Source organism: Chloroflexus sp., from assembly GCF_034431535.1.
Taxonomy (GTDB): Bacteria; Chloroflexota; Chloroflexia; order Chloroflexales; family Chloroflexaceae; genus Chloroflexus.
The window spans coordinates 64612-87319 of the sequence record NZ_DAOUDC010000049.1 but is presented as its reverse complement, the minus strand read 5'-3'; the positions used below and the strand labels follow the sequence as shown (position 1 = coordinate 87319).

The window sequence follows — 22708 nt, the reverse complement described above, 5'->3', positions numbered from 1 at the left end:
GGCAGTGTGTCTCACGAGTAAGAGGGCAACGCAGCAACGTATAGCACGTGTGCGTTACTGCATTGCCCGTAGCTTAGCTCATCACCGCCAGCCGCCGATCGCCTCGAAGATCGCGCGATCGTGGTAGGGGTTAGGAATGGTGGCTTCGGGTTGGGCGAGCAGATACTCAGCCATCTCCTCGAAGGGGCGAGTGCATTCCTCTTTGCCCGGCCCCTCCATCTCAAACAGGGTCTTGCCGGCAAGGCGCGAGCGGCGGATGAGGTCGTGATAGGGCACGCGCCCGATCACTTTAGTGCCAACCTTTTCGGCGAACTGGTCGAGCAAGGTGGTGCCGCCGAATTCGTAATCAACCCGGTTGGCGACAATGCCGGCCAGCTTGACTTTGTGGCGCTGCGACTTCTGCGCGATGGCGAGACAGAGCCGGTTGGCGGCAAAGATGCTGTCGAAGTCGTTGCAGGCAATGATCAGGCCGTAGTCGGCGTAGTTGAGCGGGGCCGAAAAGCCGCCGCAAACCACGTCGCCGAGCACGTCGAAGACGATCACATCGTACTTGTCGTAGAGGCCGAACTCTTTCAGCAGCTTCACCGTCTCGCCGACGACATAGCCGCCGCAGCCGCTGCCGGCGGGAGGGCCGCCCGACTCGAGTGTATCGACGCCGGCAAACCCGGTGTGGATCACATCCTCTTTGCTGACATCTTCAAGATGGAAGTTCACGCTGTCCAGCACATCGATCACCGTCGGCTGGAGGTGGCCGGTGAGCGGAAAGGTGCTGTCGTGCTTAGGATCGCAGCCGATCTGAAGCACTTTGGCGCCTTTGAGCGCCATTGCCGCCGACAGGTTGGCCGAGGTGGTCGACTTGCCGATCCCACCCTTGCCGTAGATCGCGAGGATGAGGGACATGGACAACTCCTTCTCGTAGGCCGGCGATGCCGGCATCTCATACCGAAAGCCTATTGAAACTCATCACGCACAGGCGTGAAGGTGCGTTCATTTGTTCCCTCCCTCCACCCGTAAGCGAGTCGAGGGGAAGCTATTTACCAACCGTAGCGCCTACGCGGGTGGCGCTAACTCACGGCCAAACTCGCGCCGGTAGACATCGGCGTAGCGAGCCAGCGCACGGTAGACATAACCGGGTACAATGCGGCGTTCGAGCCGGCCATGCCGTTCGCGCACGAATTGCAGATTGCGCAGCAGCTTCATCTCGATCACCGAGCGGGCGAATTCGAGACCCTTCGGCCCGCTGCGGCGCTGAATGAAGGCGACCAACTGGCGGATCGGCCACGGCGCGCGCCGCGGCGGTTTGCGCAGCATCTGGATGTAGGCCGGCATACCGCGGGTGCGATCGCCGCCGCTGATCGGGGCGCGCTCTTCGACGTACGGCCGCAGCAACTCGTAGAGTTCGGCCCCGTGCTCGGTGCGGATGAGCGTCCACTGCCAGCGTTCGGTCGGCGGCAGCGGCGCCCCCATGTAACCGATGGTCAGGTCTGACAACCCATTTTGGTAGTCGAAACAGCTCAGGCAGGCCGGCGGGAAGACGCCAAGCTCGCCACCGAGCTTGCTGACATCGAGATCGACAAAGTTGACCTTCTCGATCGAGCCATCTTCGTGCTTGAGCCAGATGCGGAAATCCTGCATAAACTCGTGGTGGACGACCGTTTCCGGCGAGCGCGAGACGACCTGCAAAAAGCGTTGCAAGTCGGGATAGGTCGTGTTGTCGGTGCAGGGAATCCCGATCACGTAGAGCCGTTCGAGACCGAGCTGATCCTCGATGGCGCGCAGGGCATGGACTTGGCAGCCGGTGCCAATGTAGGCGATCCGGCGCAGGCCGGATTGTCGCACTTGGGGCAGGATATCGAGGGTCGGCGCAAGACACGGCTTATTGCCGCGGGTTGCGCGCACCTCGTCGGGGGTACGGGCAAGGATGGGCAGCGGCGCGAAGCGGGTGCCGGGAGCGGCGGCGGTGGTGATCACCCCCTCGACCAACCCGCGTTCGAGCAGTAGCGCGCCGAGGCTAGTGACCGCGCCGCTCCACTGAGCGTCGGGCACTGGCGGGTTCATGCGAAAGACGCGCAGTTCGCGATAGATACCGAAGAGCAGCTCATCGCCGTCGCGCCGATTCCGCCCGTGCAGACGGCGTTCGATCTCCTCGGCGCGGTTATTGACGAAGACGCAGCTCTGCGCCATGAAGGGGCGCAACTCGCCGGTGCAGATGCCGCAATCGCTGCACAGCTTGGGCCGGCCCGCCAGCCGCTCTTCGCGGGCCAGCAGCGCGATTTTAGCCAACTGGCGCGGCGGTTGCGGCGGGCGCGGCGCTTTGGGCGAACGGGCGGTACTCATGCGCCAAGCTCCTCTTTGGCGGCTAGCAGCACTTGGGCGGTAATGACGGCGTGGCCGTGCTGGCGCGCATACTTCTCGACGTTCCCTCGCACGCGCCCGCGCACGAAGAAGGGCACCTTCTTGAGCATCGCTTCCGCGTCGGCGGCCCAGACCGGATCGACCGGCGCAGCTGGGTCGGCTGGGGCAGATGACGGCGCGGGGGCAGCGACGGGAGCCGGCGCAGCCGGAGCAGCCACTGTTGCGACAGCCGGTTCATTGACCGGTTTCGGACTCTCGGCGGCGACTGCCACCGGCGCAGGATCGGGCGGTGCAGCGGTTTTGACCTGCTCAGGGAGATCGAGTCCAGCATCCCCAAACAGATCAATCAGGTGCTTCTCCATGCCGAGCGTACAGGTCGTATAGACCTCATCGGCGATCACATCGGCGCCATCGAAGCCGAGGAAGGGGCGATAGGCGAGCAGGTGATTTTCGATGTGGGTCGGCGGCGAAATCACCATACAATTCAGATCGTAGCGGCGCGAGGTATGGCGCTCCATCTGGGTGCCGCAGACCAATTCAGGGCGCAGCTCGGCGATGCGGGCCGCCACCGTCTGAAACTCGTCGGTCACGAGCAGGTCATCGACATAGCCGGCCAACTGCTCGCGCACCCAATCGGCCTGATGCTTGACATACGTGCCGGCGCCAGCGATCGGCATGCCCATTTCGTCGCTGAGGAAGCGGGTGATGCCGACTACGTGGGTGGCATCGCCGAATACAAAGGCCGGCTTGCCAGAGAAGCTATCCATATCGGCGGTGCGGGCCAGCCATGGCACAGCGGAAGGGGCCGACATCCCATCGAGTGAAAAGGCAGTCAGCGGCGGCATCGGCACGTTAGCCCCGGCTTGGGCCAGCATCTCGCGCAGGCGATCGATCCAGCGCAAGGTGGGTTGGACGCCGATCGGCGCATCGAGCAGGGCCGGCACGCCAAACTGCTCTTCGAGATAGGTGGCGGCGCGCAAGCCAAGCTCGCGGTACGGGGCGATGGTCAGCCACGCTGCCGGCAAGCGGTGCAGATCATCAATCGTCGCTCCCCACGGCGCAACCACGTTCACTTCAATGCCGAGCGTCTTGAGCATGCGGCGCAGGCTGATCAGATCGTGGCGAGCGTGGAAGCCGAGTGACGTCGGGCCGAGAATATTGACGGTCGGGCGGGGGGTGCGGGGTTGGGGTTGGGCAAACCGCTTGACCAGATCGGTAAACAGGCTTTCAGCGGCGACAATCTCTTGCATGCGGTAGGGATTGGCGTCGTAGACCATCACCTCGCACTGCAAGCCGGCATGCTTGGCGGCAATCTCGAGATTCTCTTGCAGCAAGATCGTCGAGCACGAAGCCACCACCACGATCAAATCGGGACGGACGCGCTCTTCCACCTGCTTGAGCGTTTCGGGCAAGCGGATCGTGCCGCGGGCCAGATCGGTGCCGCTGACCACGCTGGTCGTCATGGCAGGAAAGTTGGGCGTGCGATCGAGCATTGCGAAGATTGCATTGACATAATCGTCGCCCTGTGGAGCGTGAAAGACGGCGTGGACATTGCGCATGCTATTGGCGATCCGGCCAACGCCGTGATGGGCCGTGCCCTCGTACATCCAATACGCTAGACGCATGGATCATCTCCTCTATGACTGCAACGAGATGACGCCACCGGGGGAGCTAGGCATCATACCGGTCAACCAGATCGGATCGGAGCCGAGCGGATCGAGCTTGGCGTGGCGTTCGAGGGCGCGGGTGAAGGATGTCACCAGCGCGTTGACGCCGGCCCAACCGTGGATCGGCAAGAAGCAGTACTCAGTGCCCCACTTGGCGACCACGCCTTGGCCGACCAGCGGGTTGGTAGTGATGATATTCGAGATAATCAGGTCGGGTTTGGTTTCGGCGATGGTGCGCAACTGGCGATGGAAATTGGCCTGCTCGACCAGCCGCACACCGTCAAGCGCAGCGAGCTCAGCAGCGTGGAAGCGGCGGTTGATATAGGGAGTTGAGCACTCGACTACTTCAGCACCGCACGCCTTGAGGAAACGGGCCAGCGGCAGCTCCATCAGGGTATCGCTCGCGAAGAAAATCTTCTTGCCGCGCAGCAGATCGGTATGGCGCTTGATGCGCTCCCACGCCGCGGCTTCGCGATCGCTCAGATCGACCTTCATGCCAAACTGGGCGGCCAAATCCTCCCAGAAGCGGCGGGTGCCGTCAGGGCCAAACGGAAAGAGCGAGGAGAGCACCGTGCAACCGCGCTCGTTGCGCAGTTGGGTGGCGGTTTTGTGCAAGTAGGGTTGGAGCGGGGCGATGATCGTACCCGGCCCGATCGGCGGCAACTCGTGGAAGTGGCTGGCGGGCAAGAACCCAGCTACCGGAATGCCCAGCCGGGCCGCTTCGAGGGAAAAATCATCGGCGATGGCGTCGTTGACCGAGCCGAGGAAGACGACCCGCTTATCTTCGGGTGGGGCCGGCGGGCAGAACGGGATGAGCGCCTGCAAGACCGAATCCTCGCTCTGCGAGAAGGTATAGTCGAGGCCGGAAGCGGGCACGAAGAGTACTGGCACTTCGGGCGTGCTGACCGAGGCCGCCAACCCTTCAAACTCCACCTTCATCACTTCGGGCGTGCATGACGAGAGCAAAAAGATGACCGAGGGATGGTGCTCGCGCTTGATCTCTTCGATTTGGGCTGAAATATCGGGTTGCGACGAACTGAGATCCGCTTCTTCGAGCAACGAGACGGCAAAGCGTGGGCGGGCGAAGATCATCACGCCGAGCGTATTTTGGAGCAGGTGGGCACAGGTGTGGGTGCCAAGGATGAGGAAGAAGCTATCCTTGATCTTCTGGTAGAGCCAGCCGACGCTAACTAAGCCGCAGAACGAGTGATAGAGGCCATCCTCGCGGATGGTGCTCGCCTTATGCATAGCGCCTCCTCGCACGGTGTAGTACCGATTTGGAACTACTGACTTTAATAACATTGTAGCATAAAAAGCAAGAAGGTGAAGTATAAACAAATCCCGTGCAAAATTAGTGCATATGATGTAACAGCGATTGATGGGTGGATCGACGCACGGCGGTGCGGTTTGCTGGAGCCGCGCGGCGGTGCGGCGCGCCACCGACGTACCGTCGGGTGGTTTGCTGGAGCCGCGCGGCGGTGCGGTTCTACTGGGCGGCCCAATCACGCGGTTTAAGAAATTCGGCCATGGCCGCTTCGGGTGAACCGGGTTCGGGCCGGTAATTGAATTCCCAGCGGGCGAGCGGCGGCAGCGACATCAAGATGGCTTCGATGTTGCCGCTGGTTTGCAAGCCAAACAGGGTGCCACGGTCGTAGATCAGGTTAAATTCGACGTACCTGCCGCGCCGGTAGAGCTGCCACGAACGTTCGCGCTCGCCGTAGGAGGTGTGCATGCGCCGGCGCACGATCGGCAGGTAGGCGTCGAGAATGGTGGTGATGCCATCGCTGACAAACGCAAACGCGCGATCGAAGCCGTCTGGCCCGTTTGGGTGGAGATCGTCGAAGAAGATGCCGCCGATGCCGCGCATTTCGTTGCGATGTTTGAGGAAGAAGTAGCGGTCGCAGGTCTCTTTCATGGTTTGGTAGTCGGCGATCGGATGGCGGGCGCAGTAATCGCGGAGCGTGACGTGAAAGTGGCGAGCGTCTTCTTCAAAGCCATAGCTTGGCGTCAGATCCATGCCGCCGCCAAACCACCATTCATCGCCGGCCTCGAAGTAGCGGAAGTTGGCGTGGAACGCCGGGACGTAGGGGTTGCGCGGGTGCAGCACCATCGAGATGCCGGTGGCGAAGTAGGGCTGGCCGCGGGTTGAAGGGCGGTGTTGCCAGATGCTCGGCGGAACCTCGGCGCCGTAGACGGCTGACACATTGACCCCAGCGCGCTCGAAGACGGCGCCTTCGGTCATGACGCGGGCCGTGCCGCCGCCGCCGCCGGGCCGTTCCCAGCTCTGTTCGGCAAACCGCTGCTGGCCGTCGGTCTCTTCAAACGCGGCGCAGAGTTTTTGCTGGCCGGCGCGCATCAGATCGTGAACGAGCGAGCGAGTGTCGGTGATGGTCATTGGTCGTCTCCTTTGACGTAAGGACGCAAAGCAAGCAAAGGCGCAAAGAACGCGAAGGGCGCAAAGGGTTTGGATGATCTTTGGTCGCGCTGCCGGCTTGCGGCGCGGCGGAACGCGCTGGTGGCGTACCCAAACCCTTTGCGCCTCGGCGTTGGTTACAGTTGGGCGAACGCTTCTTCCGCTGCGGCCAGCGTCTGCTCGATGTCGGCGACGGTGTGGGCCGTGCTGACGAAGCCGGCTTCAAACTGCGATGGCGCCAAGTAGACGCCGCGTTCCGCCATGGCCCAGAAGAAGCGGGCATAGCGCTGGGTGTCGGCGTTGGCCTTGGCTTCGGCGTAGTTGGTGATCTGGGCATCGGGATGGCGCAGGAAGTAGCAGCCGAACATCGTACCCACGCTGCCGACTTGCAACGAGATGCGGTAGCGTTCACCCAGCTCGCGCAGGCCGTTGGCGAGATTGGTAGTCAGCGTGACCGCTTGCTCGAACGCAGCGCCATCGTTGGTGAAGGCGGTGCGCAGGGTGGTTAGTCCGGCGACCATCGCCAGCGGGTTGCCGCTGAGGGTGCCAGCCTGATACATCGGCCCGGCGGGTGCGACCAGTTGCATATATTGGCGTTTACCGGCATACGCGCCGACCGGCAAGCCGCCGCCGATCACCTTGCCCAAACAGGTCAGGTCGGGGTCAAGCCCCCACAGCGCCTGCGCGCCGCCGGGGGCGACGCGGAAGCCGGTCATCACCTCGTCGAGAATGAAGATGGCGCCGTGGCGCTGGGTAATCTCACGCAAGCCGCTGAGGAAGCCGGGTTTGGGCAAGACGAACCCCATATTGGCGGCGATGGGCTCGACGATAACGGCAGCGATCTCAGCGCCGCGGTTGGCGAAGAGGTTAGCGACCGCATCGAGATCGTTGTACTCGACGGTGATCGTCTCGGCGGCGACGGCAGGCGGCACGCCGGGGCTATCGGGCAGGCCGAGGGTGGCGACGCCGCTGCCGGCCTGCACCAGCAGCATATCGGCGTGGCCGTGGTAGCAGCCGGTGAACTTGACGATCAGTCGGCGACCGGTGGCAGCGCGAGCTAGCCGCAAGGCGCTCATCGTGGCTTCGGTGCCGCTGTTGACAAAGCGGATCTGTTCGATCGACGGCACGAGATCGATCACCAGCCGGGCCAGCTCGGTTTCGAGTTCGGTCGGCGCGCCGAAGCTAGTGCCGCGCTGGGCCTGCTCGGCGATGGCCTGCGCAACCGTGGGATGGGCATGGCCAAGCAGCAGCGGCCCCCACGAGAGCACGTAATCGATGTAGCGATTGCCATCCACATCCCAGACATAGGCACCCTGACCGCGATCGAAAAAGATCGGTGTGCCGCCGACGCCACGGAAGGCGCGCACTGGCGAATTGACCCCGCCGGGAATAACGGCTTGGGCAGCGGCGAAATTAGCTTGCGAGCGAGCGTAGCGCTCGGTGGCGACACTCATTGCATAACCTCCTGTAACGCAGTCGCTTCGGCTGGCAAGGGGAACGACTGCACAAACTCGACCAGATAGCGCACGTGATCGACCGGCGTCTCGGTGAGAATGCCGTGGCCGAGGTTGAAGATATGGCCGGGACGACCGCCAGCGCGCTGCAAAATCTCGCGGGCGCGGGCCGCGATCAGCTCGCGCGGCGCAAAGAGAGTCATAGGATCGAGGTTGCCCTGCACCGCGTGCTCGTAGCCATACTGCGCCCATGCCACATCGAGGTCGATTCGCCAATCGACGCCGAGCACATCGGCTCCGATCTGGCGCAATTCACCGGCGAGGCCGGCCATATCAGTGCCGAAGTAGATGATCGGCGGCGCGGCTTCGCCGAGGCGAGAGCGGACGGTCGCGACCACGTTTTGGGTATGGCTCAGCACAAAGTCCCGGTAGTCGGCGGGGGCGAGCGCACCGGCCCAGCTATCAAAGATCTGCACCGCATCGGCGCCAGCCTCGACCTGTGCGATCAGGTACTCGGCGACCAATTGGCTGAGCCGTTCCATCAGATCGTGCCATGCCGTCGGCTGCTCATACATCAAGCGCTTGGTCAAGCGATATTCTTTCGAGCCGCCGCCTTCGATGGCGTAGCTCGCCAACGTAAAGGGCGCGCCGCTAAAACCGATCAGCGGCAAGCCGTTCAATTCACGCTTCACCAGCCGCAGCGCGGTGAGCGTATAGGCGACGGTCTCGCGCGGATCGCTGCTATGAAGGGCAGCGACATCGCGCGGTTGGCGGATCGGGTTATGGATTACTGGCCCCTCACCCTTTTCGTAGGTGAGCTGGAAGCCCAACCCCTCAAGCGGGGGCAAAATATCGGCAAAGATGATCGCCGCATCCACCCCAAAGGCCTGAATCGGTTGCAGTGTCACCTCGGCGGCTACTTCCGGCGTCTTGACCATCTGCAAAAAGCCGTAGCGCTCGCGCACGGCGCGGTATTCAGGCATATAGCGGCCCGCTTGGCGCATCAGCCAAATCGGGGTGCGATCAACCGGTTGGCGGCGGCATGCGCGCAGGAAACGATCTCGCATAGACTCCTCACTATTTCAGAATGACCGCAGCGAACGCTTGTCTTTGCCTAGAAATACCCGTTTAGCCTAGCCACTCCGCCGCCTCTTTAGCCCAATAGGTGATAATCATATCGGCCCCGGCGCGGCGAATGGCGGTCAATGTCTCAAGCGCGATGCGCTGTTCATCGAGCCAGCCTTGCAAGGCAGCCGCCTTGACCATGCTGTACTCGCCGCTGACTTGGTAGGCGGCCAGCGGTAGGGTGTGGCGATCGCGCACTTGGCGAATGATATCGAGGTAGGCCAACGCCGGCTTGACCATCAAAATATCGGCGCCTTCGGCCACATCGAGATCGACTTCGCGCAGCGCCTCGCGGGCATTGGCCGGATCCATCTGGTACTGGCTGCGGTCGCCGAACTGGGGCGGGCTTTCGGCGGCATCGCGGAAGGGGCCGTAGAACCCGCTGGCATACTTGGCGGCATAGCTCATAATCGAGGTATGGCTCAGACCGGCTGCGTCCAGCGCCGCGCGGATCGTGGCCACCATCCCGTCGATCATACCCGACGGCGCGATGATGTCGGCCCCGGCGCGGGCATGCACCACTGACGCCTCGGCCAGCAGGGCAAGAGTTGGATCATTCAACAGATAGCCCTCACCGAGCTGCGGTTGGAAATCGCTGCGGCCAGGCGAATTGAGCACACCGCAATGCCCGTGATCGGTATACTCGCAGAAACACATATCGCTGATCACGACCATACCGGGCACGGCCTCCTTGATCGCCCGAATCGCTTGCGGCACAATCCCATCGGGATCGGCGTTCTCACTGCCGCAGGCATCCTTGTGGGCGGGGATGCCAAACAGCAGGACAGCGCGAATCTCGCGTTCGGCCAGTTCGCGCGCTTCGCGGGCGGCCTGATCGGGCGACATCTGGTACTGGCCGGGCATCGAGCGAATGGCTACCCGCAGATCGCGCCCGTGGCGGACAAAGATCGGCGCGATCAGTTGGGCAGGCGTCAGCCGGGTTTCGCGCACCAGATCGCGCAGGGCGGGACTGATGCGCAGCCGGCGCGGACGTTGCACCGGTGTAGGCAAGTGGTTGGTGATGCCATGTGTGACCTGCGTGTGTGACGAGAGCGTTTCCATGCGTTCACTCCGTGGTTTCAGAGAACCGTAGCCGTACAAGGTGAGGTTTTCTTGGCCCCCACCCCTAGCCCCTCCCTCGCAGGGGGAGGGGCTAGGGCCTCCATTCCCGGCCCCTCCCCCGCAGGGGGAGGGGAGAGGCTGGGAGTGGTTTAGGGATAGGCAAACTTGTGCGTAATAAACACCTGCTCGAGCGCCGCGATCAGCGCCTCATCGTTAGGTCGCTCGGCGACGGCGGCGACCGGCAACTCAACCGCAGCGCAGACCGCCGCCGTACTGGGGCCGATGCAGACGAGCGGCGGCGGCTGGGTATGCTGCGGGAGCAGCGCGTGCAATTGGCACGCCGCTGAGCCGCTGGCCAGCACAATCGCATCGACTTCACCGGCGTAGAGGGCGGCGGCAAGTTCGGCGGCGCCGGGGCCGGCGATGGTGCGGTACGCAGTGACCCGATCAACGCTGGCCCTCGCCGCCTGCAACGCTTCAGTCAAGGTGGGCGGAGCGATGTCGGCGCACGGCAGCAACACGCGCATTCCGGCAAGGTTGCCCATGGCTTGGGGCAAGGCTGCACCGAGTTCCTCATCAGGTACGCTGGCCGGTTCGCGCCCCCACACTCGCCGGCAATCGGCGGCAGTGCCTTTGCCGACGGCGGCGATAGCGGTGGCGGCGGGCACAATCGCATCTGCCAACGCCTGCACGGTTTGGCGACTCGTTACCACCAGCCAATCGTATTGCCCGGCGGCCAACCGGCTGAGCGCCTGTTGCAGCGGGGCCGGATCAGCGGGTGGAGCATAGGCGATCAACGGCGTCAGCAACGGGATCGCACCCAGCGCGCGCAACCGTTCGGCCAGCGTATCGCCGCGCCCGGCAGGGCGGGTGATCGCGATCCGGCGACCGGCAAGGGCGCTCATCGCCGCGCCTCCAACTGGCTGCGAATCACAGCTAAAATGGCATCGCCGCCTTGAGCAAGCAACGCTTCCGCCACCGCAATGCCAAGCTCTTCTGCTTGCTCGACGGTGCCGGTTTGCTCGGCGAAGACCAACGTGCTTCCGTCGAGCGCGCCGATCATACCGCGCAAGCGCAGACCGCTCTCGGTGACAGCCGCATGGGCCGCCACCGGCACTTGGCAACCGCCTTCAAGCTGGCGCAGCAACGCGCGTTCGGCCAGCGCCGCCGCACGTGCCGCCGGATCGTCGAGGGCCGCAACGAAGGCGCGGGTGGCGGAATCGGCAGTGCGGGTCTCGATCGCTAGAATGCCCTGCGACACCGCCGGCAGCATCACCAACGGATCGAGCGGATACACCACGGCTTCACCGATCGTCGCGCCGGGCGTGCCATCCCACAACCCCAACCGGCGCAGACCGGCGGCAGCCAGAATCAGTGCGTCGTATTGGCCTTCAGCCAGCTTGCGCAGACGGGTATCAACATTGCCGCGCACATCGGCTAATTGGAGATCAGGCCGGTGATAGCGCAACTGGCTGGCGCGGCGCAGGCTCGACGTGCCGACCCGCGCGCTTTGGGGCAGCGTATGCAGGTCGGAACCCATGCCGGTGTGGCGCAGCACGAGCGCATCACGCGGATCTTCCCGCACCGGAAACGCCGCCAACATCAGACCTTCTGGCGTCTCGGTCGGCATGTCCTTGGCGCTATGCACGCACAGATTGACTTCGCCGGCCAAGAGCGCCTGTTCCAACTCCTTCACGAACAACCCTTTGTCGCCAACCGCTGACAAAGCCACATCAAGTACCCGGTCGCCGGTGGTCGAAATAATCCGCAATTCCACCGCAAGGTCAGGGAAGGCAGTGCGGAGCGCATTGGCCACCCACTCTGATTGGGTGCGGGCCAGCGCCGAGCCGCGGGTGCCAAGAAGCAAGCGTGCCATACTTCCTCGCAAAGTGCTAAGGTAACGTCACCACCATGTTTTGTGCGCCATCGTGTCGTTGCGCAGGAGGGCAGAGCAACGCGACGAATCAGCGCCTAAAGGACGCAAAGCAGGATAGCTCGGTGAGGCGAGAGATTGCTTCGCCTCGCGTGGACAGAGCGTCGCTCTGTCCCTACGCTCGGCTCGCAATACCAAGGCCAATACCGGGCGCTTGGTTATGATGTTTCCGTATTTCCCACCATGCTTGCGGTTCGTTCGCCTACGTGTTCGAGGTTAAACAATTCGGCGAGAATGGTGGCATAGCGCTTGCCCTGACCATGCGCGGCAGCTTCGCGCAAGCAGCGGGTGGGTGGGTGCAGCAGCTTATTGACGATACTGCGCGACAAGCCCTCGATCACGGCTTGTTGTTCGGGCGAAAGGTTGTTCAGCCGGCGCAGCGCGCGGGCCAGCTCCTCGTTGCGCACCTCTTCGGCGCGCTGGCGCAGCATTGTCAACACCGGCAACGCCTCTTGGGTGCGCATCCAGTCGAGGAACTCCTGCACTTGCTCTTCGACAATCTTCTGGGCAATCTCAATCACTGCGCTACGCAGCTCGATCGTATGGCTGACCACCTCGCGCAGATCATCAACCGTAAACAGGTGAACGCCGGGGACGGTGGCGACGTCGGCGGCAATATCGCGCGGCACGGCCAGATCGATCAATAACATTGCCGGCGGATCGCAATCGCCGCAAGCGCGGGCGCGCAGCTTGTGGTCGAGCGCCTCGATCACATGGTGGCGATAGATGATCGGCACCGGCGCCGCGGTGGAACTGATCACAATATCGGCGCGGGCAAGGGCTTCGGGCAATGCGCCGAAATCGAGCATCTCGGCGCCGTATCGTTCGGCCAGCGCCGCTGCGCGGGATGACGTGCGATTAACAATCGTCAATCGGTCAGCGCCGTTGGCGATCAGGTTCTGCGCCGCCAGCTCGCTCACTTCGCCGCCGCCGATCAGCAACACCTCGCGCCTGCGCAGATCACCGAGCCGGCGCTTCGCTAATTCCACTCCGGCCTGCGACACACTCGCTGCGCCTTTGCCGATGGTCGTTTCGTGACGCACCCGCTTGCCGGCGACTAAAGCGATCTGAAACAGACGGTGCAAGACCGAGCCGACGCTGCCGATGCGTTGCGCCGACTCATAGGCGGTGCGCACTTGTCCCTGAATCTGTGCCTCGCCCAGTACCAGCGAGCGCAGGCCAGCCGCGGTCGCGCACAGATGGCGGGCAACCGCTTCCCCCTGATAAAAGTAGAGCGTATGGACGAAGGCATCGGCGGGCCGCCGGTGAAACGCGGCTAGAAAATCAACCACGTGTTGGGCGGTGGTTCCCGGACTTGCGACCCCATAGATCTCGACCCGATTGCATGTCGAGAGAATGACGGCCTCGGTAAAGAGTGGCGCAGCGCCGTTGTCGGGATTGGTCAGTTGCATCAACGCTGATGGTAGATCGGTTTGGCTGAAGGCAAGCTGTTCGCGAATCTCGACCGGCGCAGTCGTGTGATCGAGACCGGCAAGGAACAGATTCATACGCCTGATCCTTTGCTCTGCAAGGCTTTTACGGTAACAGTGTGACGATCCCCTCCATCCAGCCGGGCGTGTGGCAGCAAACAGCCCGGTATGCCCGCGCCGGTGCGCCGTTGCAAGGGCGCGGGCCGCCCTATTATACCTCTATTCAGTTTCAAAACCTACAAATTTCTATATTTTTCTATGCATCGCCAATCACCGCCACCAACTGGCCCAGCTCGCGGCGCTGGCTGCGGAAGGCGCTCACATCAATCGTGCGCAGCATGACCAACGCAGTGCAGAGGATGAGCGCTTCAACGAGGAAGACAGTGGCGTAAGCGCTGGTGGGGCCGACCACAAGCGCGGTAATGTCGCGGAGCATGCCGGCCAGCAAGTTGCCCAAGCCGCGCGCTGCCGCATCGGCGACGCCCCACGCGCCGATGAAGAGTCCTACCTGTTGTGGCGTGGTCATATCGAGCATGAGGGCGAGGTTGGTGGCGGTGGCAATACCGGTGCCGAAGCCGAGCAGGGCGACTGCCGGTACAAACAGCGGTTGGATATGCAGGATGCCGCTGAGCGCAATCAGGTTCAAACCGGTGGCGGCAATAGCTCCGCCCAACATTGCCCCGCGCTTGTTGGTGAGCCAGCGGCTAAAGAAGATACCGTGCAAGAGGAGCGCCAGCAGCGTCGCGCCGCCCCATGTCGCGGTCAACTGGGTGGTCTCGCGCACGCTGAGGTCAAACGCCTGCGCGCCATACGGTTCGAGTAACACATCTTGGCCGAGAATGGCCGACAGCATAAACATCAGATAGATAAAGAACCGGCGGGCCAGCGGATCACCGAGCACCGTGCGCACCGAGTCGGCGGCGCTATGGCGCTCTTCGTGGCTGACGGGGGTGGCATTGCGCGGCTCAAGGCCGATCAAGCCAAGGGCGCCAATAGTGAGCGCAATTCCGGCCGCGATCGCGAATACCTCAATCAACCGTTCGGGGGTATAGTGCTCGAGCGCGCGTCCGGCGCCAATCGCAGTGCCGATCACGGCGGTAATCATCATAAACCACATCACCGCAATCGTGCGCGAGCGCAGGTGTGAGGGCGACATATCGCTCGCCAGCGCGAGGTACGAGACGACGGCGGTGTTGAAGCCAATGCCCCACATCCCGAAGATGATCAATGCCAGCGCAAGCCCCGGCCAGAAGTTGGCATCCATCGCGAAGGCGGCGAATGGCGTCAATGCCGCGCCAACTACGCAGAGCAAAATGCCGAGCGCAATGTAGGGGGTGCGGCGGTAGCCCCAGATCGGATGCCGATCAGAAAACTGGCCAATAAAGACCTGTATTGGCGAGAAGAGGTGCGGCAGGATGATCAGCGCCGCGACGACGCTGGCCATGATGCCCAGTTCGTGGATCATAATCCGGTTGAGCACGCCAGTGATCGGCACCAAACTGATAGCAACAGCTACATGCAGCATGCCAAGACGTATCATTTTGAACCAGCTCATCCCACACTCCTCTCTTCGGTAATGCCTTCGAGACGATCTTCGAGATCGTGGTAAATCTCTTGCAAGCGGTTGAGGGTTGCTTCATCGGCGGCCCAGAAGCCGCGTCCGGCGGCTTCGAGCAGTCGGCGCACAACGCCGGCGGCAGCGGCTGGATTCAGCGCGGCCATGCGCTCGCGCATCGCATCGTCGAGCGCGTAGGTCGCGGCAATCTCGTCGTAGACCCAATCTTCGACCGCGTTGGCGGTGGCGCTCCAGCCGTAGGTATGGCCGACGCGGGCTTCGATTTCGCGCACGCCAGCGAAGCCGTGGGCCAGCATCGCTTCATGCCATTTCGGGTTGAGCAGCTTGGCGCGGGTTTCCAGCCGCAGCATAGTTTCAATCGAGGCCACCCGGCTAGCGCCGGGAGCGCTGATGGCGTCGGCGACCAGCACCGGCGGCGCTTGGCCGCGAATCCGCTCGACGCTCTTTGCCATGCCGCCAAGGTTCTCGTAATAGTTGTCAATATCAGTCAGGCCAACTTCAAAGCTGTCAATATTCTGGAAGGTAGCTTGGACGTGGCGGAGCGCCCCTTCGAGCAAGCCGCGCGCTTCGCGCCATTGGCCGTTAGCGGTGCGGACAAAGCTCTTGCGCGAGAGGAAGGCGTCGCTCAGTTGATCCTCGCTCTCCCATGTGCCGCTCTCGACAAGGAAGTTGACGTTGGCGCCGTAGCTGCCGGGAGCATTAGCAAAGACACGGATGGCCGCTTCTTCCAGTGTGACGCCGCTCTCGGCCATTTGCGCCCGTGCGTGAGCGCGAACGAAATTCCATTCCGGCGGTTCATCAGCCGCTGCCGCGAGGTAGGCGGCGCGGTCGATCAAGCGCATCTGGTTGCCGAGCAGGTCGCGGAAGATGCCGCTCACCGTCACGACCACATCAATGCGCGGGCGACCCAGTTCAGCCAATGGCCGGAGGGCAATATCGGCCACGTTGCCCAATTCGTCGATCAACGGGCGCGCGCCGATCAGCGCCAGCACCTGCGCCACCCCTTCGCAATCGCTCTTGAGGTTGTCGGTGCCCCACAGCACGATAGCGATGCTCTGCGGCCATGCCCCCTGCTCAGCGCGCAGCCGGGCCAACAGCTCGTTCGCCAGCGCCTCGCCGCGTTGCATCGCTGCCGGTGTCGGCACCCGGTAGGGGTCGAGCGCAAACAGGTTGCGTCCAGTGGGCAACACCGCCGGGTTGCGCACCGCGTCGTTGCTCGGTGATGGCGGGATGAAACCGCCGCGCAGACCGTGTAATAGGTTGCGCAGCTCGTCGTTGGCGAGCAGGCCGTTGCGCAGCTCGGCCAGTTTGGGCCAGAGGGGGCGCAGCGCAGTGGCGGGGACGAGATCAGCCAGCTTGGCGGCGGCGGCTCGCGTGCCGGCCTCGGCATCGTGAGCCTCGGCGTAGGCCAGCAGCGCCGCGCGGCCACGGGCCTCGATCGCGCGCATCTGGTTTTGGGCCGCCAAATCGCTGCTCAGGCGGGCGCAGAGCTGCTGGTAGTCGATCCCCATCCCGCGCGCAATCAGAGCCGGCAGGCCGCCATCGGCCTGCAAACTAGCGTACAGCAGCAAGAAATCGGCCAATTCGGCGGGGGCGGGCGGTTGGCCGAGGACGTGCAAACCGAGCGGGATCATACGCTGCTCGATGCGCAGCAACTCGTGGGCCAAGCCAGCGACGTCGGCATGATCGTCGCCACTGCTTTCCATAGGAATGCCCAGTTGCGCCGCCCGATCGCGCAGATCGGCCACCAGCGCTGGATCGGGATTGCGCTCGTACTGCTCGATCGCGTCGCGCAGCGCGCGCAACCCTTTGTAGAGACCGGCCTGCTGCACCGGCGGCACAAGGTAGCTGACTAGCGTGGCTGCGCCGCGCCGTTTGGCGATGGCCGCCTCGCTCGGATTGTTGACGCTATAGACGTAGAAATTGGGCAGCGGCCCGATCAGACGCAGCGGCCAGCAGCGCGCGCTGAGACCGACCTGCTTGCCCGGCATAAACTCCATCGCGCCGTGGGTGCCGAGGTGAATGACCGCATCGGCGCGGAACTTGTGGGTCAGCCACGTATAGAACGCGGCGAAAGCATGGTTCGGCGCGGCGTCTTTGGCGAGCAGCAACCGCATCGGGTCGCGCTCGTAGCCAAAGCTCGGCTGCACGCCGATAAAGACATTGCCAAACTGGCGGCCAAGGATGCGGATACCGCGGTTATCGCGCCACAACTCACCCGGTGCTGGCCCCCAGTAGGGTTCGATCTCGGTGTAAGCCGGGAAGAGGCGGCGATACTCATCGGCGCTGAGCCAATCGGCGATATGGGCATCGGCCCCGTGGGCCGGGCCATCGGCCAGTAACAGGCGGCGCAGCTCATCGACGCTGCGCGGCACTTCCACCCGGTAGCCATCGGCGGCCAGCGCCTGCAACAGGTTAAAGAGGCTGGCAAACACATCGAGATAGGCCGCGGTGCCGACCGTGCCCAACGAGGGCGGGAAGTTGTAGATCACCACCGCCAAGCGTTTCTGCGTGTTCGGCGTGCGGCGCAACGCCACCCGGCGCGCAATCCGGTCAGCGATCTGCTCGATCTCGGCTTGGGCCGGTGCAAAACGTTGGCCATCGGCAGCCGGCCCGCCAAAGATGATCGGCTCGGCAGCGCCTTCCAGTTCAGGAATGGCGACACTCAACGCCTGCTGCACCGGCACCAACCCATTATCATCGGTGCGCCAATCATCGATCCGCTGAAACGCGAGTGGCACCAACCCCAGATAAGGCCGGTCGAACCGGGTCAGCGCCTCGGCGGCTTGCTGGGGCTGGCTCTCGGCGGGGCCACCGACCAGCGCGAAGCCGGTCGCGTTCACCAATATATCGACATCAGCCAGTTCCCTCTCAAGCAGCGGGCGCATATCGAGACCGGCGGCGTAGGCGACGCGCGCCTCGAGACCGCGGGTCTCGATAGCGCGGGCCAGCGCATCAATATGTGGCGTATTTCCGCTCAACACCACCGTGCGCAAGGTGAGGATGCCAACGCTGCCTCCACTGGGAATCCGCTTGCCGCGCCAGCGCCGGTAATCGTTGAGCGACGCGAACAGTTCCGGCGCATCGGGATGGTAAAGCGCCGTATCGGGATAGCTCAACGGATCAAGCTGGGGCAGTTTAGGCCGCGGCTGCGGACCGTAGCGCGCAATCAGCACGCAGAGCAAGCGGTAGAGATTTTCCGGCGAAGCGTTGAGCCAATACTGGTGGCTAGTGATATAGGTATAGAGATCGCGCGAGGTGCCGGGGATTACCTTCAGCACCTTGCTCAGATTGCGCAAGATCGCAAGCTGGCGGCGGGCCTCACCAGCCCCACCCTGCGGGCGCAGCTTCTGCACCCAGCGTCGGATCGGCCCCGGCTCGCTATCGTGCTCGCGGCGCAGCGAAAAGCCGCCGATGTGGGTGCAACGGATCAGCGCCGGGTTAGAGGTAATGATCAAGGTCGGCTTATCGAGGTGAGCCAGCCGGTCGGCCAGCGGGCGCACTAAATCCTCGCTAAACAGGCGCGCGCCGAAAACGAAATCCGCTTTGACCAGATCGCGATCAAGCTGCGCCCATCCGGCGGCGTCGCGCAAGGTAGCCGCATCGTACACCGCCAGCGTCAGCGCGACCTTATGCTCGTGCCGCAGACGGTCAGCAGCCGCCAGCAGCGCCGGACGATGGTTGCCGTCGATGGTTAGAACCACGAAATGCATTAGCGTTCCTCACCACTCGTACCGGGCGAAACCAGTGTTTTCAGTAAAAGCGAACCCATGGCGACAGGAATGGCTCCTGCCGCCGGAGCTAGAACGTGTTTCGTTCGGGCAAAGGCGCTCTGTAACCGCTAATCGGCTGCCATCACCCGCTGCGGCCGGTTAGGGCCGGGGTAATTGGGGAAGCCGGGCAGGCCCTTCCAGCGAATCGCCTCGGTGGTCTTGCGGGTGGGCAGGCGATAAATCGCCAGCAGGCGCAGCGCGATTGCCGCCTTGAGGCGCGCCAATTGGGCCAACGCGATCGGATCGTTGCGTCCCTCCAGTTCGCGCAACGTGCGGTCATACTCGACCAGCTTATCCATATAGCCAAAGAAGCGCGGGTCATCCAGATTCATTGTCTCAGGATAGACCTGCGTTGAAATATCGTTGCACAGCCGGATGACCTTCTGGTCATAGTCGCGCCAATTGAGGCCAAGGGCAGCGTAGAAATTGGCCCGGCGCGCATCGTTGAGGTACATCGTCGCGTAAACGGCGAGCAGGAAGAAGCGAATCCAGCGCAGGTTGGCGCCTTGCAGCATCTCAGGCTGCGAGCGCATCAACAAGGCAAAGAACTCGCCGTGGCGATACTCATCGTTGCACCACTGCTCGAACCATTTAAAGATCGGGTGAATGCAGTATTGCGGGTTTTGTTCTAGGTGACGGTAGATGTTAATGTAGCGCGAATAGCCTATTTTCTCCGAGAGATACACCGAGTAGAAGATAAACTTGGGTTGGAAGTAGGTGTACTTCTTGCGCTTCTGCAAGACGGTCAGATCGAGCGCGACATTCAAGTCGGCCATGGTGCGGTTGAGGAAGCCGGCGTGGCGGCCCTCATCGCGGCTCATATACTTGAAGATCGCCTTCATAGTCGGATCGTGCAGATGCTTGACCATCTCGGCATAGAGCAGACAGCCGCTAAACTCGGCGGTGCATGAGCGCTCGAGAAAATCGATAAACGAATCGCGCTCAGGCATATCGTCAAAGTTCTGCAAAAACTCGTCGGTACGGCGGAAGTGCGTGCGGTTGTAGTCGTAAGCAAACTCGTCGCGGATCCAGTCGAACTCGTCGCGCAGGCCATTGCGATCGATTTGCAGGTTATCGATGGCCTTAAAGTCGGTGGTGTAAAAGCGGGGTGAGAGGATGGCTTCTTTGAGGGCATGGCGAGTGGTACGGCTAAACTCGCCGGGCATTTCCATCATCAACGGATTGATCCAGAACATGCTCCGCTCCTTTGCGTTCGGTCACTTGATTTATGCTCCGGGCTGTAGGCCCAACCCCAACTCTACGGATGCTCGACTAGCTCGTTGATCTCGACGAGGCTGCTCTTCTTGGTCAGAAAGCGGCGCAGCCAACTGGCCTTATAGAGCCGGATGGGGCTGCGGTAGCAAATCTCGCCGTTGGTGCGACCATCTTCGGTCGGCGGCAGATGCATAATTTCGAGCGTATCGCCGGGCTGAATCTCCATACCGGGCGGCAGATCGACGTGAAAATGGAAATGCTCGTGCTCGCTCTGCAAGCGAACAAACCCCTCCCCCTCGAGCAACACCTCGCGGTTATACCACTTGTGCAGCGCAAACGCGGCTGCGCCAAGGGCCACCAATGCCAGCAATCGTCGCATGTCTCGCTCCTGTAGTCGCGTTGCTGAACTACATCCTTATGAAACTAGGCCCGATTGGCCTCGATCAACGTGACGTGATAGAACCGGCTGCGGATCGGCTGGACGCGGCACACGCGCAATCCGGCGCGGGCCAGAATGCTAACGACCTCTTGGTCGCGGATCATCTGAATTTCAGTGCGGCGTTGGCTATGCGGAAACCAGCCGCCGATCCGGTGCAGGGCAGCGAGCAATGCGCTGTATGGCGCGTATGTCAGCAGCAACGTCTGCTCGGTGAGGTGAGCGAGATGGGTGCAGAGCTGACCAAAAGCCGGTTGCGGGTAATGGATCAAGACATCGAAGCAGGCGACCACCTGCGCCGGTTCGCGCAGTGACTCGATATCAGCTTCGATACACTCAATCCGATCTGACAAGCCGGCTTCAGCGGCGGCCTGCTGGGTAGCGGCAACCATCTGCGGCGCAATGTCGGCGGCGCGCACCCGGTAGCCACGGCGGGCTAACATGAGGCTGAACAAACCAACGCCGCAACCAACATCAAGCGCCGTCGTCGGGGGTGGTTGATCAGCCAGCCACGCATCGGCGACCGCCAGCATGCGGTTGTGGCCTTCACGAATACTCTGCCGAACAAGGGACAGCGGGGCGTTGCCGTAGATGGCTGACCAGCGTTCAAAGCCCAAACCGTTGAAGTAGTCGCGCAGTTGAGCTTTGTGCTGTGAGATCTCTAGCACGTCGTTCTCCTCTAGCTCGCCTGTAGTCCAAACTTGGAACTACGTTCACAAAGAATGACCGCGTGCCGAATGAAGAATCGCAACCGAAATATCAGACGAGAGTTGTAGTGCGGAATCAAAACTACGAACGTTCAAGCAAATTGTAGCATGAGAGTCAACAACATGGAATATAGACAATCTTTGTGCAAAATCTTTGCGTTTGGTTAAAAATGGTGAATTGGGCATTAGAATGCGGGGTTATTCGGTAGAAAATACCATGTCACGCGGTGTATCAGGGGTGATTTTTTACATGAGTTGTGAAATCACCACCCTGTAATGCTGCGCACGGCTGGGCGTGGCACGGCTGTATACGGCACAGCGGTCTGCGGTGCGTGGCATGAGTCGCCTATCAATTCTAGTGCGTACAGTTCGCAATCCGACCGATGGTGTTTTGCCAACTTTATCGGTGCGCCGCGTGATATAATGGGGCAATGCTATGTCAATGATGTGCCACGGAGGATTACTTCCACTATGCAAGGCTATGTTCTGCCTGTCGTCGATGCGCCGGACGATCGGATCGATCTGCGCAGCGATACGGTGACGCTGCCCAGCCCGGCGATGCGGGCAGCGATGGCTGAGGCGGCATTGGGTGATGATGTGTACGGTGAGGATCCGACGGTCAATGCGCTTGAGCGCCTGGCTGCCGAGCGGGTTGGCAAAGAGGCGGCGGTGCTGGTGACCAGCGGCACGATGGGCAATCTGGCGGCGCTGTTAGCCCATTGCCAACGCGGCCAACGAGTGATCCTCGGCAACGAAAGCCATATCTACCATTATGAAGCCGGCGGCGCTAGTGCGTTAGGCGGGCTCGTGTACCATCCGCTCCCGACCGCAGGTGATGGCACGATCGATTTGGCAGCCTTAGCCGAGGCGGCAACCACGATTAATGATAACCACTTTGCTCCGCCCGGCGTCATTTGTTTAGAGAACACCCATAACCGCCGTGGCGGCGTCGTGTTGGCGCCGGAGTATCTCGCGCAGGTGCATGCGCTGGCGCGCGCGCAGGGCTTGCCGGTGCATCTCGATGGTGCGCGCATCTTTAACGCAGCGGTGGCGTTGGGGGCGCCGGTGACTGATCTGACGGCGCACGTCGATACGGTGATGTTCTGCCTCTCGAAGGGATTGGCCGCGCCGGTTGGCTCGTTGGTCGCCGGGTCAGCCGAAGTGATTGCCCGCGTGCGCCGCGTGCGCAAAATGCTTGGCGGCGGGATGCGGCAGGCCGGCGTGATTGCGGCAGCCGGTATCGTTGCTCTCACCGAGATGGTTGATCGGTTAGCTGAAGATCATGCCAATGCGCGGTTGCTTGCCGCTGGTCTAGCCGAGTTGCCGGGTGTGCAGATCGATTTGAGCAAAGTCCAGACCAACATCGTGCGCTTTACCTTGACCCATCCGCGCCTGAGGGTAGACGACTTTCTGGCAGCGTTGCGCGCACGGGGTATCTTGATGGGGAGCATGAGCCATACGAGCATCCGTGCGGTGACTCATTATGGTATTGAGCGGATGCACATTGAGCGCGTGATCAGTGTTGCGGCTGAGATCTTGGCCTAATCTCGCTGACAGTGGGC

At 62.4% G+C, this 22708-nt stretch carries 17 protein-coding genes; 1 reads left to right on the top strand and 16 read right to left on the bottom strand.

What is annotated here, in order from left to right; genetic code table 11:
* Positions 1 to 81: 81 nt before the first annotated feature.
* The 16 genes from bchL to bchM form a co-directional block, all read right to left on the bottom strand.
* Positions 82 to 900 carry a ferredoxin:protochlorophyllide reductase (ATP-dependent) iron-sulfur ATP-binding protein gene (gene bchL / locus U9R61_RS11685; RefSeq protein ID WP_066789072.1) on the bottom strand — a complete coding sequence of 273 codons (819 nt, stop codon included), beginning with the start codon at positions 898 to 900 and terminating at the stop codon, positions 82 to 84.
* Positions 901 to 1050: 150 nt separating this feature from the next.
* Positions 1051 to 2337, bottom strand: a complete 1287-nt coding sequence (locus tag U9R61_RS11680) for a Coenzyme F420 hydrogenase/dehydrogenase, beta subunit C-terminal domain (RefSeq protein ID WP_322488993.1) — start codon at positions 2335 to 2337, stop codon at positions 1051 to 1053.
* Positions 2334 to 3980: a ferredoxin:protochlorophyllide reductase (ATP-dependent) subunit B gene (locus tag U9R61_RS11675; protein WP_322488992.1), complete on the bottom strand. Its 1647-nt coding sequence runs from the start codon at positions 3978 to 3980 to the stop codon at positions 2334 to 2336. Before U9R61_RS11675 ends, U9R61_RS11680 begins: the two co-directional genes overlap by 4 nt.
* Positions 3981 to 3992: 12 nt before the next feature.
* Positions 3993 to 5270 carry a ferredoxin:protochlorophyllide reductase (ATP-dependent) subunit N gene (gene bchN / locus U9R61_RS11670; protein ID WP_322488991.1) on the bottom strand — a complete coding sequence of 426 codons (1278 nt, stop codon included), beginning with the start codon at positions 5268 to 5270 and terminating at the stop codon, positions 3993 to 3995.
* 238 nt (positions 5271 to 5508) lie between these two features.
* Entirely contained in the window at positions 5509 to 6417 is a 909-nt protein-coding gene (gene hemF, locus U9R61_RS11665) for an oxygen-dependent coproporphyrinogen oxidase (RefSeq protein ID WP_322488990.1), read from the bottom strand.
* Between the two features lie 155 nt (positions 6418 to 6572).
* Positions 6573 to 7889, bottom strand: a complete 1317-nt coding sequence (gene hemL / locus U9R61_RS11660; protein ID WP_322488989.1) for a glutamate-1-semialdehyde 2,1-aminomutase — start codon at positions 7887 to 7889, stop codon at positions 6573 to 6575.
* The gene (gene hemE / locus U9R61_RS11655) at positions 7886 to 8956 is read right to left on the bottom strand and encodes a uroporphyrinogen decarboxylase (RefSeq protein ID WP_322488988.1); all 1071 of its coding nucleotides are present in this window, start codon (positions 8954 to 8956) and stop codon (positions 7886 to 7888) included. Before hemE ends, hemL begins: the two co-directional genes overlap by 4 nt.
* A 61-nt stretch (positions 8957 to 9017) precedes the next feature.
* Positions 9018 to 10076: a porphobilinogen synthase gene (gene hemB / locus U9R61_RS11650; RefSeq protein ID WP_322488987.1), complete on the bottom strand. Its 1059-nt coding sequence runs from the start codon at positions 10074 to 10076 to the stop codon at positions 9018 to 9020.
* Between the two features lie 149 nt (positions 10077 to 10225).
* A complete protein-coding gene (locus tag U9R61_RS11645; protein ID WP_322488986.1) occupies positions 10226 to 10981 on the bottom strand; it encodes a uroporphyrinogen-III synthase in 756 nt (251 codons plus the stop codon).
* Positions 10978 to 11952: a hydroxymethylbilane synthase gene (hemC, locus tag U9R61_RS11640; RefSeq protein WP_322488985.1), complete on the bottom strand. Its 975-nt coding sequence runs from the start codon at positions 11950 to 11952 to the stop codon at positions 10978 to 10980. Before hemC ends, U9R61_RS11645 begins: the two co-directional genes overlap by 4 nt.
* A 215-nt stretch (positions 11953 to 12167) precedes the next feature.
* The gene (gene hemA / locus U9R61_RS11635) at positions 12168 to 13517 is read right to left on the bottom strand and encodes a glutamyl-tRNA reductase (protein WP_322488984.1); all 1350 of its coding nucleotides are present in this window, start codon (positions 13515 to 13517) and stop codon (positions 12168 to 12170) included.
* A 178-nt stretch (positions 13518 to 13695) separates the two neighbouring features.
* On the bottom strand, positions 13696 to 14994 hold the full coding sequence (locus tag U9R61_RS11630) for a BCD family MFS transporter (RefSeq protein ID WP_322488983.1): 1299 nt from the start codon (positions 14992 to 14994) through the stop codon (positions 13696 to 13698).
* Complete coding sequence (locus U9R61_RS11625; RefSeq protein ID WP_322488982.1) at positions 14991 to 18728, bottom strand: magnesium chelatase subunit H; 3738 nt, start codon at positions 18726 to 18728, stop codon at positions 14991 to 14993. The genes U9R61_RS11630 and U9R61_RS11625 overlap by 4 nt, the downstream gene beginning before the upstream one ends.
* A gap of 128 nt (positions 18729 to 18856) precedes the next feature.
* Positions 18857 to 19984 carry a magnesium-protoporphyrin IX monomethyl ester (oxidative) cyclase gene (gene acsF / locus U9R61_RS11620; protein WP_322488981.1) on the bottom strand — a complete coding sequence of 376 codons (1128 nt, stop codon included), beginning with the start codon at positions 19982 to 19984 and terminating at the stop codon, positions 18857 to 18859.
* 62 nt (positions 19985 to 20046) lie between these two features.
* Positions 20047 to 20382, bottom strand: coding sequence for a hypothetical protein (locus tag U9R61_RS11615; RefSeq protein WP_066789123.1), 336 nt, complete (start codon positions 20380 to 20382; stop codon positions 20047 to 20049).
* A gap of 44 nt (positions 20383 to 20426) precedes the next feature.
* Positions 20427 to 21107 carry a magnesium protoporphyrin IX methyltransferase gene (bchM, locus tag U9R61_RS11610; RefSeq protein ID WP_322488980.1) on the bottom strand — a complete coding sequence of 227 codons (681 nt, stop codon included), beginning with the start codon at positions 21105 to 21107 and terminating at the stop codon, positions 20427 to 20429.
* 510 nt (positions 21108 to 21617) lie between these two features.
* On the opposite strand from bchM, the gene ltaE reads away from it, so the two are divergent.
* Positions 21618 to 22691: a low-specificity L-threonine aldolase gene (gene ltaE, locus U9R61_RS11605; protein ID WP_322488979.1), complete on the top strand. Its 1074-nt coding sequence runs from the start codon at positions 21618 to 21620 to the stop codon at positions 22689 to 22691.
* Positions 22692 to 22708 lie beyond the last annotated feature (17 nt).

Bases quoted from the DNA above. Each gene is read 5' to 3' on its own strand.
- bchL (WP_066789072.1), bottom strand. From the start codon at position 900: ATGTCCCTCATCCTCGCGATCTACGGCAAGGGTGGGATCGGCAAGTCG.
- U9R61_RS11680 (WP_322488993.1), bottom strand. From the start codon at position 2,337: ATGAGTACCGCCCGTTCGCCCAAAGCGCCGCGCCCGCCGCAACCGCCG.
- U9R61_RS11675 (WP_322488992.1), bottom strand. From the start codon at position 3,980: ATGCGTCTAGCGTATTGGATGTACGAGGGCACGGCCCATCACGGCGTT.
- bchN (WP_322488991.1), bottom strand. From the start codon at position 5,270: ATGCATAAGGCGAGCACCATCCGCGAGGATGGCCTCTATCACTCGTTC.
- hemF (WP_322488990.1), bottom strand. From the start codon at position 6,417: ATGACCATCACCGACACTCGCTCGCTCGTTCACGATCTGATGCGCGCC.
- hemL (WP_322488989.1), bottom strand. From the start codon at position 7,889: ATGAGTGTCGCCACCGAGCGCTACGCTCGCTCGCAAGCTAATTTCGCC.
- hemE (WP_322488988.1), bottom strand. From the start codon at position 8,956: ATGCGAGATCGTTTCCTGCGCGCATGCCGCCGCCAACCGGTTGATCGC.
- hemB (WP_322488987.1), bottom strand. From the start codon at position 10,076: ATGGAAACGCTCTCGTCACACACGCAGGTCACACATGGCATCACCAAC.
- U9R61_RS11645 (WP_322488986.1), bottom strand. From the start codon at position 10,981: ATGAGCGCCCTTGCCGGTCGCCGGATCGCGATCACCCGCCCTGCCGGG.
- hemC (WP_322488985.1), bottom strand. From the start codon at position 11,952: ATGGCACGCTTGCTTCTTGGCACCCGCGGCTCGGCGCTGGCCCGCACC.
- hemA (WP_322488984.1), bottom strand. From the start codon at position 13,517: ATGAATCTGTTCCTTGCCGGTCTCGATCACACGACTGCGCCGGTCGAG.
- U9R61_RS11630 (WP_322488983.1), bottom strand. From the start codon at position 14,994: ATGAGCTGGTTCAAAATGATACGTCTTGGCATGCTGCATGTAGCTGTT.
- U9R61_RS11625 (WP_322488982.1), bottom strand. From the start codon at position 18,728: ATGCATTTCGTGGTTCTAACCATCGACGGCAACCATCGTCCGGCGCTG.
- acsF (WP_322488981.1), bottom strand. From the start codon at position 19,984: ATGTTCTGGATCAATCCGTTGATGATGGAAATGCCCGGCGAGTTTAGC.
- U9R61_RS11615 (WP_066789123.1), bottom strand. From the start codon at position 20,382: ATGCGACGATTGCTGGCATTGGTGGCCCTTGGCGCAGCCGCGTTTGCG.
- ltaE (WP_322488979.1), top strand. From the start codon at position 21,618: ATGCAAGGCTATGTTCTGCCTGTCGTCGATGCGCCGGACGATCGGATC.